Raw genomic sequence first — 11,946 nt, 5'->3', positions numbered from 1 at the left:
ACGCTACAGGAGATCCTTACTTCAGCCGGTCCAGCGCCTCGACCAGCTCATCCGCCAGCGGCGCGTTCAATACGTATGGGCTCTTGCCGTCATCCAGCGCGAACTCCAGCGAGGCCGCATGCAGGAACAAGCGCTTCAGCCCGATCTGCTCACGAAGCCGCTTGTTGACCGCTGGATCGCCGTATTTGTCGTCACCGGCCACCGGATGCCCCAGATGCTGGGCGTGCACGCGGATCTGGTGGGTACGGCCGGTCTCGATGCGGACTTCGCAGTACGAATGGCCACCGCGGCGTTCCAGCACCCGGAAGTGGCTGATCGATTCCTTGCCGATCGCATTGACCTGCACATGGCGCTCGCCGCCCTGGCGCAGGCCCACGTGCAGCGGGGCGTCGACCGTCATCACGCCGTCGGGCATGCGCCCGGCCAGCAGGGTCAGGTAGCGCTTGCGGATGCCGGCGCCGTGGTCTTCACGCAGCAAGGCCTGCAGTTCGCTCAGCGCGGAGCGCTTCTTGGCCACGACCAGCAGACCCGAGGTGTCGCGATCCAACCGGTGGACCAGCTCCAGGGTCTGCCCCGGGCGCAGCGCGCGCAGCGTCTCGATGGCGCCGAAGCTGATGCCGCTGCCGCCGTGGCTGGCCACGCCGGTCGGCTTGTTCAGGGCCAGCAGGCGGGCGTCCTCGAAGACGATGGCCTGCTCCAGGCGGCGCATGAACGCCTCCGGCGGACCGGCCTTGTCTCCTTCCTCAGTGAGACGGACCGGCGGCACGCGCACCTCGTCACCGGCCTCGAGCTTGCGTTCGGCCTTGGCGCGGCCACCGTTCACCCGAACCTGGCCACTGCGCACCAGCTTGTAGACCAGGCTGCGCGGGGCGCCCTTCAGCTGGCCGAGCAGGAAGTTGTCCAGGCGCTGGCCGGCGCGGTCGGCGGGAACGGTGATCATGCGCACGGAAGGCTTGTCGCCAGCGGGTTTGATGGGGTCTTGGGCGGTCATCAGGCTGTTTATTCTGTTACACTCGGGGGGCGAGATAAGGGATTGATTTCGTTGGAAGTTACTCAGGGCCAGAAGCCCAGCTTCCGACGAATCCGGCACAGTGCGCGACCACCGCCCGCGGGGCGGCCATGTTAGCGGCTCACCGGCCTTCCCGGCCATCGCCGGATGCCTGACACGCAACCGTGCTGAACATGTCCCGCGTGGCGCTCCAGCCTGGCTGACAGCTGCCTGCGGCCTGTAACACCCCAAAACCCATAAGAGTGAAGCGCTCCCGCGGCCTGCCGTGGTGTCGTAGCGCTGGAAACCCAAGCCGCCCTCCCCGCGCTTGCGCGAATGGGCGGCGAACCGTGTCCAGAGGCGAAACCCCATGGCGTTCCGCGCGGTAGCCGCTTGCGAGGAACGCAACAATGAAGCGAATGCTGATCAACGCCACGCAGGCTGAAGAGCTGCGTGTTGCCATCGTGGATGGCCAGTCGTTGTATGACATCGACATCGAACAGCCGTCGAAGGAACAGAAGAAGTCCAACATCTACAAGGGCCGGATCTTCCGCATCGAGCCCTCGCTGGAAGCCGCCTTCGTCGAGTACGGCGGTGGCCGCCATGGCTTCCTGCCGCTGAAGGAAATCTCCCGCGACTACTTCCAGGCCGGTGTCGACCACAACAAGGCCGGCATCCGCGAGCTGCTGAAGGAAGGCCAGGAGATCGTCGTCCAGGTCGACAAGGAAGAGCGTGGCAACAAGGGCGCCGCCCTGACCACGTTCATCTCGCTGGCCGGCCGCTACATGGTGCTGATGCCGAACTCGCCCAGCGCCGGCGGCGTTTCCCGTCGCATCGAGGGCGAAGACCGGGCCGCGCTGAAGGACGCCCTGGACAAGCTGAACATTCCCGACGACATGGGCGTGATCATCCGTACCGCCGGCGTCGGCCGCGATGCGGAAGAGCTGCAGTGGGACCTGGACTACCTGCTCAATGTCTGGCGCGCCATCGCCGAAGCCGCACTGAGCAAGCCGGCTCCGTTCCTGATCTACCAGGAATCGCGCCTGATCGTGCGCGCCCTGCGTGACTACCTGCGCGCCGACATCGGCGAGATCCTGGTGGACACCGAGGAGATGTACGAGCACGCCCGCGAGTTCATGCAGCAGGTGATGCCGCAGACCCTGCGCAAGCTCAAGCATTACAAGGACGACATCCCGCTGTTCAACCGCTTCCAGATCGAGTCGCAGATCGAGGGCGCCTACGAGCGCAACGTGCGCCTGCCGTCGGGCGGCTCGATCGTGGTCGACCAGACCGAAGCGCTGACCGCGGTCGACGTCAATTCCTCGCGCGCCACCAAGGGCAGCGACATCGAGGACACCGCGTTCCAGACCAACCTGGAAGCGGCCGAGGAAGTGGCCCGCCAGCTGCGCCTGCGCGACCTGGGCGGCCTGGTGGTGATCGACTTCATCGACATGGCCTCCAACAAGCACCAGCGCGAGGTCGAGAACCGCCTGGCCAACGCGCTGAAGTACGACCGTGCGCGCGTCCAGGTTGGCCGCATCTCGCGCTTCGGCCTGCTGGAAATGAGCCGCCAGCGCCTGCGCCCGAGTCTGGGTGAATCCAGCCAGATCGTCTGCCCGCGTTGCGACGGCCACGGCCGCATGCGCAGCGTTGAGTCGCTGTCGCTGTCGATCATCCGCGTTGCCGAAGAGCATGCGATGAAGGAAAACACCGGGCAGGTGCTGGTCCAGGCGCCGGTGGAGATCGCCAATTACCTGCTGAACGAAAAGCGCAGTGCCCTGCGCGAGATCGAGCAGCGCCACGAGGCGCCGATCGTGATCGTCGCCGACGAGCAGCTGCACACCCCGCACTACACCGTCACCCGCCTGCGCGAGAACGAGCTGGGTGAAGAGAGCAACAAGCCCAGTTACCAGCGCGGCACCCCGCGCAAGCTGCCGGTGCATGCCCTGACCAAGGGCCAGCTGAACATCCCGCCGCCGGCGGTGACCCAGGTCAAGCACACCTCCCCCGCCCCGGTGCGCGAGGAAGTGGAGCCGGCCGCAGCGGCACCGGCCCCGATCGTGGCAGCGCCGGTTGCAGCGGCCCCGAGCGGCGGCGTGATCGGTTGGCTCAAGCGCGTGTTCGGTGGCGAACCGGCGCCGGCACCGGCACCGGCGGCTCCTGTTGCCCGCCAGCAGCAGGACGGCGGCCGCAAGGACCGCAACAAGGATCGCAACAAGGACCGCAAGGATCGCCGCGACGACAACCGTGGCAACGGCAACGCTCAGCAGCAGAAGGATGGCGGCAACCGAAAGGAGCGCGGTGAGCAGCGCAAGGACGGCCGCAACGGCAACAACGGCAATGCCCAGCAGCAGCCGCAGCAGGGCAGGCAGAAGGAGCCTCAGCAGAAGGACGGCCAGCAGCCGCATCAGCAGAACAAGCCGCGCAACGAGCAGCAGGGCCAGAACCAGAACCAGAACCAGCAGCAGCCGAAGCTGAAGCAGCCCAAGCAGCCGCGCCAGCCGCAGGACGGTGACAAGCCGGCCGAGAAGCCGCAGCGCAGCACCGCCGAGGCACCGGCCGAGGCCGTGACCGCGGCTGCCGCCGTGGCCGCCACGGCGGTCGCCGCCAATGGGGTGACCGCTCAGGAAGCCACTGCGCCGGTTGCGCCGGCCGCCTCCGCTCCGGCGGAAGCCACTGCACCGGCCGACACCACTGCCAACGCCGGCAACGAGGCCGAGGCGATTGCCGTGACCGGTGAAGAGGCTGCTGTCGACGCCAACGGCGAGCAGGCCGGTGAAGGCGCGACCCGCCGCCGCCGTGGCCGTCGTGGTGGCCGTCGCCGCCGTCGTGGTGGCGCCGAGAACGCTGCCGGCAGCGATGGCCTGGGCGATGATCAGGACGACGCGGACGACAGTGATGACACCGATGCCGCTGATGTCGCCGAGCAGAGCAACGACAGCGTCGCCGGGACCACTCCGGTCGCGGCCGCGCAGCCGGCCCGTTCGCAACCGGAATTCGATTTCGATGACGAAGTCGAACCGACCGCTGCCGAATCCGGAAAGCCGGTCCGTGCCGCCGCCGCTGTTGTCGCCGCGCCGGTCGCGGTGGTGAGCAGCGCCGTGGTCGATGCCGCTGCACCGGTGGTGGCCGAGGTACAGGCCCCGATCAATACCGTGGCCAAGGCCGAACCGGCATCTTCGCCGGTGCAGACCAGCATGCTCGATGCCATCGACGCGGCGACCCCGGCCCAGCCGGTGGTGGCTGCAGCACCGGCGGTCGAAGCCAAGCCGGTCGTGGTTGAGGCTGCCCCGGCCGTTGAAGCCACTCCGGTGGTCGAAGTGAAGCCGGTCGTGGTCGAGGCTGCTCCGGTCGTGGAATCGAAGCCGGAGGTTGTTGCAGCGTCCCCGGTGGCTGAAGCCGAGCCGCTGGCCGTTGAGGCCGCCCCGGTGGTGGAGGCCGCTCCCGCGGTTGAAGCCAAGCCGGTTGTCGAGACCGCACCGGTCGCCGAACAGCCAGTCGCTCCGGTGGCGGTTGAAGCCGCACCGGTGGAAGCTGCGGCCCCGGTCGCCGATGCGGTGGTGACGCCGTCGATCGATCCGGTCGCCGATGGTCACGCCGATGCCGCCGCCCAGGCGGCCGAAGCCAAGGCCGACGAAGAAGACGAAGACGCCGCCAAGCGCACGCCGCCGGCGAACTGATCGCGATCTGGTCGCGTGAAAAGGAACGGCGGGGATCGATGATCCCCGCCGTTTCTGTTTGTGCGCCGGGCGCGCGCAGCGCTCTGGTAGAGGCCAACCTTGGTTGACGCCGTTGTTCGAGCGAACGCGGACACGTCCGTGCCAACCAAGGTTGGCACCTACCAGGACATCAGCGCGTCGGCGCGAACTGCAACCGGGTCCACACGCCGTAGTGGTCCGAGGCCCAGCGACCGCTGTCATCGGGCTGGTCGAACAGGAGCTTCGCTTCGCGCGCGACCATCCGGTCCTGCTGGAAGAAGATGTGGTCGATACGCGAAGGTGCCTGGTAATAGTGCCGGTTCAAGGTGCTGACCCCGGCCAGGTCGGTGTTGACGTGCACGCTGCCATAGCTGTCGCCGTAATGGCTGCGCAGCTCGCTCAGGTCACCTGCGTCCACCAGCGCATTGAAGTCGCCCGCGATCACCACCGGCGCGCCGGCCGAGGTAGCGGTGATGAAGCGCAGCAGGTCCTCGACCTGGGTACGGCGGATGCGCTGACCACTCTCGTCGTTGCGCTCGTTGAGATGCGTGGCGTAGACGTTCACCGGCGTGCCGTCGACGTCGATGCGCAGGTGGGCCACCGTGCGGTAGTCGTCCAATGGCAGCAGCAGATGGTCCCCCTGGGCGAGGATCGGCCGCCGGGTCAGCAACGCATTGCCGTAACGCTTCGGCGCACCCACCGGATCGGTGGACACGAATACGTACTTGTAGCCGAGTTGGCTGGCCAGCCACTGCGCCTGGTTGCGCACGTTGCGGCGCTGGATCACCTCCTGCAGCGCGATGGCATCGGGCTGCAGGCGCTTGAGTTCGGCCAGGATGGTACGGCGGCGGCTTGGCCAGTCTTCGCGGTCATGATGGAGGTTGAAGGTGACCATGCTCATGCCTGGCGCGCTGGCGATGTCCACCGCTGGCGATGCGAACTGCGGCACCGCCGCCAGCGTCAGCCCTGGCAATACCAATGCAATGGCCAGCCCCAGGGCGCGCACCGTCGCACGCGCTCCCTCCCCTTGTTGCTTCATCGTTACTGCCCCTTGCGCTCGGCGCGGCGCACCGCGCCCGGTACATCGATCTCGACCCGTGCCGGCAGCTGGTGCACGTGCAGTTCCTTGTTGATCCATTCGGCCGCTTCGCCGTTGATGGTCGCCTCGCCCGGATCACCGGCGTACGGCCACGGCAACACCACGCCACCGACCGGTGGCACCAGGCCCGGCTGCACCTCCAGCACCAGCTGCTTGTCGCTGCGCTGCAGGCGGTAATTGAGCTGGCCCTGCGGCGTGCGAAGGCCCTGCACGGCGATGCCCTCGCCCTGCAGCCAGGCCGTCGGGATGCCGGCGGCCAACACCAGCGCATCGTCCATGTCACGACTGTAGGCGAACATGTCCAGGGCCGAGCGCACGAAGTCCGAGGCGACCCAGGCATGCGGCAGGTCACCGACGAAGAACGGCTTGCGCGGCGTGCGCGAGACCACTTCGGCCCACTGGTTCCAGGCCTGCGGCGCACGGTCCTTGAAGAAGAACTCGGTCGCCTGCCAGGCGCGATCGCGCCAGCCCAGGCGAACGAAGGCGGCCACGTTGCGCCATTCGTACGGCGTGTAGTCCTTCCACTCGCGCTTGCCATCGCGGCGGGCCACGAATTCCTTCCAGTAGCGCTCGAAGGTCGCCTCCAACGCCTGCTGCGACAGCCGGCCCTGCTCGCCGCCCGGCGCCAGCGCGATGGTGGTCGAGGTCGCGTCGAAATCGCCCAGCTCGGCCGAGCCCGGCAGGTAGTCGATGTTGTGCTGCTGCATCGCCGACAGCAGTGACGCCTGCAGGTCATCACGGAACTGGTCACGCGACTCGGCGATCTGCATCGCTTCGACCTTGCCCAGCTGGGCCGCCAGCGATGCTGCGTCCTTGTAGCCGCGCAACGCCCAGAAATTATCCCAGTACGAATGCATCGGCTTGGCCGAATAGCCTTCGTGGCTGATCGAGGCCGGCATCATCCCGTAGAACGCCGGATTGCGCGCACGGTTCTCTTCGGTACGCTCGCTGGCACGCAGCTGCTCCATGTAGCTGTAGGCGCCCTGCACGTGCGGCCACATCAGCTCGGCGAAGGTGCTGTCGCCGGTATAGCGCCCATATTCGGCGATGCTGTAGATCAGCTCACCGTGGCTGTCATTCTCCGGCACCGGGTCGCTGCCGCGCGCATCGACACAGCACGGCACCTTGCCGTTCTCGAACTGGTAAGGCGCATACCAGTTGATGTAGTCACGCACGGCATCGCTGCGCCCCATGCGCAGCAGGCCTTCGGAAATCATCGCGCCGTCGCGGATCCAGCTGCGCGCGTACGAGCGCGTGCCCGGCTGCAGGCGCGGGCCGACCCGCGAGATCAGCATGTGCGCCACGGCGGTGCGCAGGGTGTCGACCAGGGCCTGGCCTGCCGCCGGCACCTGCAGCGAGACCACGCCCAGCGCGTGCCGCCACTGTTCGGCCACCTGCGCCTGCGCCTTGGCCACGTCCAGCGCCTGCGGCGCCCAGCTCCCGGTCTGCGGCAGCACCACTGCCACTTCGCGGCTCTGCCCGGGTTCCAGCTTGATCGTATACAGCAGCGCACCGGACGCCATGCCGGTACTGTCCTTCACTGCCGTAGTGGCCGGATACTTTCCGGACGCAAGATGCATCGCATCGAGCTTGCCATCGAACGTGCTGGCGAAACGGGCATCGGGCACCTGCAGTGGATAGATGCGCGGCTCGCCGTTGATGCGTACCAGCTGTTCGCCCACGTCCAGCGCATCGATGCGGCTGAAGCCGCCGACGGTGTTGAGGAACTGGGTCGGCGGGTTGACCTGCCAGGGGCGGATCGCCAGCGCCAGGGTGTACTCGTGCGCCACCTTGTCCGGATTGCTCAGCCGGTAGCGGCCGATCAACTGCGCGCGCTCCGGCGTGCCCTGCACGAAGCTGGTCACCGCCAGGCCGGCCTTCTCGTGCACCCAGTCGACGTTGGCGATCGGAAGATAGTGGTCCTGCAGCGACTGGGTAGTGGCCACCTTCGACCAGTCCAGCAGCTTGCCGTCGAGGCGGATGAACGGCTCGATGCTGAAGCTGCCCTTGGCCGGCTCCAGCGCACCGTCCTCGCTGATCAGCGCCTGTTCCTGGCCGCCATCGAGGCCGAGCAGGGTCCAGTACGGCTGTTCGCCCACATACGCACGCGGCAGCGAACCGCGCGGCAGGTCGGCCGCCACCGAGGACAGGAAGGCGTTCGGCGTGGCGGCGAACGCCAGCGGCTTGAGCGTGATGTCACGGATGCCATAGCGCCAGTTCGGGCCATCGAGCAGATCGAAACGCACGTAGCGTGCGTCGGTGTCCGGCAGCGCCAGCCAGTCGCGGCCACCCGCACCGCCGGTCACCTCGCGCACAGTGCGCCAGTCCCGGCCATCTTCGGACGTCCGCACGGTGTAACGATTGGCTTCCAGGTTCGGCAGCCAGTCGATCACCGCACCGCCGATCTCGCGGCTCTTGTGCAGGTCGAGGCTGATGGTCTGCTGCTTGACCCCGCCGCTGATCCAGAACGTATCGCCCTTGCCATCGATCATGCGGTCCTGCAGCGCGGTGGCGGTATCGGCGATGACCGATGGCACCAGTGCCGAATCATCCTGCGGTGGCAGGCCCTGCAGGGTCAGCTTGTCGAAGCACACCGTGCCGCGGCCACCGACCTTGCTGTAGATCGTGAACTCGACCGCGGCGCTGCGCGCCATCTCCTTCTCGGGCGACGGCCCCCACGCCTTGTCGATCTGGCGACGCCGGTATTCGACCGGTGTCCACGCCTTGGGGAAGCTGTAGCCCGGGCGGTTGACCCACCAGACGTTGTCGCCGCTGGCATCGATCAGCTTGAACTGCAGGTCGTTGGCCGGCGAATCACCACGCAGCTGGAAGCCGAAACGGTAGTTGACCGGGTAGTCGATGTTCAGCGCGCGGCGGATGCCGACGTAGCCGGAGACCTTGTGGAAATCATAGTCCAGGCACAGGGCACGGCCGCCGCCGGCGCCGCTGACCGGCCGCAGCGAACCACTGACCTGGTCGGACAGCACCAGTTTCCAGGCGCCGATATCGTCGAAGTCGTCCAGCACCTTCGGCGCCGGCAGTGCCGGTGGTGCGGCGATCGCCAGGGAGGTCCACAACAGTCCCAGTCCAACGGCGATCGCTCGCTTCATCCCTTGACGCTCCCCAGCAACAGACCTTGGATGTAGTACCGCTGCAGCACCAGGAACAGCGCCAGCACCGGAACCACGGTGACCACCGCGCCAGCCATCATCATTTCCACGTCCATGATGTGTTCGCGCGAGAGGGTGGCCAGCGCCACCGGCAAAGTGTAGTGCTCCTGGTCGGTCAACACGATCAGCGGCCACATGAAATCGTTCCATGCGCCCATGAAGGTGAAGATCGCCAGGGTCACCAGCACCGGCTTGAGCATCGGCAGCACGATCTGGAAGAAGATGCGCAGCTCCCCTGCCCCGTCGATGCGCGCCGCTTCCAGCAGTTCGTCCGGGATCGAACGTGCGTACTGGCGTACCAGGAAGATGCCGAACACGCTGGCCAGCGCCGGCACGATCACGCCGCCGAAGCTGTTGACCAGCCCCAGCTGCTTCATCAGCAGGAACAGTGGCAGCATCGCCACCTGCGCTGGAATCACCAGCGCCGCCATCAGTACCTGGAACAGGCGCTCGCGGCCGACGAAGTTGAGCTTGGCGAAAGCGTAACCGGCCATGGTGTTGAGCAGCAGCGAGCCGATCGTGATGCCCAGCGACACCAGCAGGCTGTTGGCAAAGTTGCCGCCCATGCCGGTGCGCGCGAACAGTTCATGGTAGTTGTGCGTGGTGATGCTCGAAGGCAGCAGCGGCGGCGGGAAATGGCTGGCCTCGCCCTGCGGCATGAACGAGACCGAGACCATCCACAGCAGCGGTGCCAGGCTGACCAGGGCCAGCACCAGCAACGCACCATTGATCATCCACGGGTACCAGCGCGACTGGCCGATTTCACGACTCATACCAACTGCCTCTTGCGGCCGAAACGCAGCATCACGGTGGTCACCGCCAGGATGATCAGGAACAGCAGGAACGCCACGGCGGAGGCACGTCCCAGGTTCCACCACTTGAAGCCTTCCTCGAACATGAAATACAGCACGCTGACGGTGCTCTGCAGTGGGTCGCCGCGGGTCATCACGTAGGGTTCGGCGAACAGCTGGAAGTAGCCGGACACGGTAATCACCCCGACCACCAGCAGCACCGGGCCGAGCATCGGCAGGGTGATGTGCAGGAACTGCTTCCAGCGCGAGGCACCATCGATGCGCGCCGCTTCGTACAGGTCATGCGGGATCGCCTGCAGGCCGGCCAGGAAGATCACCATGTTGTAGCCGAAGTTCTTCCACACCGCGAACAGCATGATGGTCGGCATCGCCCAGTTGGGATCACCCAGCCAGTCGATCGGGCTGATGCCCAGATGGCCCAGGCCGTAGTTCACCAGGCCATAGCTGGTATGGAACAGGTAGCGCCAGATCACCGCCACCGCCACCAGCGTGGTCACCACCGGCGCGAACAGGGCCGTGCGGAACAGGGCCTTGAAGCGCGCGGCCGGTGCATTGAGCAGCATCGCCGCGCCCAGCGACACGCCGATCGACAACGGCACGCCGATCAGCACGAAGTAGGTGGTGTTCCACAGCGACTTCCAGAACATCGGCGTCTGCAGCAGGTCGATGTAGTTGCCCAGGCCGACGAAGCGCAGGTTGCTGCTATCGGCCAGTGCATAGAGGTCGAAGTCGGTCACGCTCAGTGCAAGCGCCGAGGCGACCGGCAGGCCGAAGAACACGCCCAGCACGATCAGCGAGGGGCCGGCGAAGATCCAGCCGGCCAGCGAAGTACGTTTCATTGCGCCCTCCCGGCGGCCACGGCGCTGCTCGATTGCGGCGACGGCGCGCGCTCCTGCAGGCGTTGTTGTTCATGCATCCAGCGGCGCTTGGCCAGCACCTTGTCCACGCGCTGGTCCAGCTCTTCCACGGCCTTGTCCTGCGGCAGGCCACCGCGCACCACCTTTTCGGTGACGATGCGCATTTCCTGCACGATGCGCTCCCATTCGAGCACCTTCGGCGTCGGCCTGACCCGCTCCAGCTGATCGCGGAACGCGGCCGCCAGCGGGTCATTGGCCAGCGACGGCGTGTTCCACGCACTGCGGCGCGGCGGCAGGTCGCCAATGATCGAATGGAAGCGTGCCTGGATTTCCGGCCGCGACAGGAATTCGATCAGCTTCCAGGACGCCTCCTTCTGCTGCGACTTGCGGAAGATCACCAGGCTGGTACCACCGGCGATGCCCGCGCCCGGACCGTCCGGCCCCGGCAGCGCGGCGGTGCCCCACTGCCCTTCCAGTTCCTTCGGCTGTAGCTTCTTGAACTCGCGGATGTTCCAGGGGCCGGAGATGTAGAACACGTTGAAGCCGCGGAAGAATTCGTCCCAGACATTGGAGATCTGCGTCTCGGACATCTTCGGCGCCCAGCCCTGCTCGAACATGTTGGCGTAGAAGCCCAGCGTGCGGCGGAACCCCGGGCTGGAGAAATTGCCCCGGGTGTCGTCGTCACGCAGCAGCGGGTCGGGCTGCTGCAAGGCCAGCGACAGCTGCTGCTCGAACTCGTTGATCGGCATCAGCACCGCGTAGCGGCTCGGGCCCTGCATGCGCTTGATCGCCGCCATCTGCTCTTCCCATTCCTGCCACGTACGCGGCGGGTGGTCGTAGCCGGCCTTGGCCAGCAGGTCCTTGCGGTAGTAGATCAGGCGCGTATCGACGTACCACGGCACGCCGACCAGCCCGCCGTGGATCACGTTGGTATCCCAGATGCCCTGGAAGTAGTCCTTCGGGTCGACCACGGTGGAGCGCTGCACGAACGGCTGCAGCGGGGTCAGCGCGTCGAGTTCGGCGAACTCCGGCACCCAGGTGTTGCCAAGCTGGCACACGTCCGGCAGGCCGTCGGCGGCGAACGCGGTCAGCAGCTTCTCATGCGCGGCGGTCCACGGGATGTTCTGCACATCCACCTTGATGCCGGGGTTTTCGGCCTCGAATTCGTGGATCAGCTCGCTGACCACCTCGGCTTCGCGGCCCATCGCCCAGAAGCGCACGGTGGTGGTGCCCGGTTCGGTACGGGCGCAGCCGGCCACGGCCAACGCGGCCAGGGCAGGCAGCGCCCAGCGGCGCAGGCGGTCGATCCAGTTCGGCATCGG

General features: G+C 66.8%; 7 protein-coding genes. 1 reads left to right on the top strand and 6 read right to left on the bottom strand.

Annotated elements, in window-relative coordinates:
• Positions 1-16 precede the first annotated feature (16 nt).
• On the bottom strand, positions 17-991 hold the full coding sequence (locus AC5P6H_RS06285; RefSeq protein ID WP_049442427.1) for an RluA family pseudouridine synthase: 975 nt from the start codon (positions 989-991) through the stop codon (positions 17-19).
• A gap of 407 nt (positions 992-1,398) precedes the next feature.
• On the opposite strand from AC5P6H_RS06285, the gene rne reads away from it, so the two are divergent.
• Complete coding sequence (gene rne, locus AC5P6H_RS06280; RefSeq protein WP_495202397.1) at positions 1,399-4,668, top strand: ribonuclease E; 3,270 nt, start codon at positions 1,399-1,401, stop codon at positions 4,666-4,668.
• A gap of 169 nt (positions 4,669-4,837) precedes the next feature.
• Here rne and AC5P6H_RS06275 read toward each other — a convergent pair whose 3' ends face one another.
• Genes AC5P6H_RS06275 through AC5P6H_RS06255 form a run of 5 tightly spaced genes read right to left on the bottom strand, consistent with a single transcriptional unit; the run spans position 4,838 to position 11,943 of the window.
• Complete coding sequence (locus AC5P6H_RS06275; RefSeq protein ID WP_049442425.1) at positions 4,838-5,725, bottom strand: endonuclease/exonuclease/phosphatase family protein; 888 nt, start codon at positions 5,723-5,725, stop codon at positions 4,838-4,840.
• A gap of 2 nt (positions 5,726-5,727) precedes the next feature.
• Entirely contained in the window at positions 5,728-8,895 is a 3,168-nt protein-coding gene (locus AC5P6H_RS06270; RefSeq protein WP_288496568.1) for a discoidin domain-containing protein, read from the bottom strand.
• Positions 8,892-9,728, bottom strand: coding sequence for a carbohydrate ABC transporter permease (locus tag AC5P6H_RS06265; RefSeq protein ID WP_006456347.1), 837 nt, complete (start codon positions 9,726-9,728; stop codon positions 8,892-8,894). The genes AC5P6H_RS06270 and AC5P6H_RS06265 overlap by 4 nt, the downstream gene beginning before the upstream one ends.
• Positions 9,725-10,606, bottom strand: coding sequence for a carbohydrate ABC transporter permease (locus AC5P6H_RS06260; RefSeq protein WP_005410323.1), 882 nt, complete (start codon positions 10,604-10,606; stop codon positions 9,725-9,727). The genes AC5P6H_RS06265 and AC5P6H_RS06260 overlap by 4 nt, the downstream gene beginning before the upstream one ends.
• Complete coding sequence (locus AC5P6H_RS06255) at positions 10,603-11,943, bottom strand: sugar ABC transporter substrate-binding protein (RefSeq protein ID WP_049442423.1); 1,341 nt, start codon at positions 11,941-11,943, stop codon at positions 10,603-10,605. Before AC5P6H_RS06255 ends, AC5P6H_RS06260 begins: the two co-directional genes overlap by 4 nt.
• Positions 11,944-11,946 lie beyond the last annotated feature (3 nt).

It is taken from the genome of Stenotrophomonas sp. YJH_SMC_110, assembly GCF_059369255.1.
The sequence above is the reverse complement of the archived record's forward strand: the minus strand, read 5'-3'. Positions and strand labels throughout refer to the sequence as shown.

Excerpts from the sequence above, each read along its gene's own strand:
- AC5P6H_RS06285 (WP_049442427.1), bottom strand. The coding sequence starts at position 991 with ATGACCGCCCAAGACCCCATCAAACCCGCTGGCGACAAGCCTTCCGTG.
- rne (WP_495202397.1), top strand. The coding sequence starts at position 1,399 with ATGAAGCGAATGCTGATCAACGCCACGCAGGCTGAAGAGCTGCGTGTT.
- AC5P6H_RS06275 (WP_049442425.1), bottom strand. The coding sequence starts at position 5,725 with ATGAAGCAACAAGGGGAGGGAGCGCGTGCGACGGTGCGCGCCCTGGGG.
- AC5P6H_RS06270 (WP_288496568.1), bottom strand. The coding sequence starts at position 8,895 with ATGAAGCGAGCGATCGCCGTTGGACTGGGACTGTTGTGGACCTCCCTG.
- AC5P6H_RS06265 (WP_006456347.1), bottom strand. The coding sequence starts at position 9,728 with ATGAGTCGTGAAATCGGCCAGTCGCGCTGGTACCCGTGGATGATCAAT.
- AC5P6H_RS06260 (WP_005410323.1), bottom strand. The coding sequence starts at position 10,606 with ATGAAACGTACTTCGCTGGCCGGCTGGATCTTCGCCGGCCCCTCGCTG.
- AC5P6H_RS06255 (WP_049442423.1), bottom strand. The coding sequence starts at position 11,943 with ATGCCGAACTGGATCGACCGCCTGCGCCGCTGGGCGCTGCCTGCCCTG.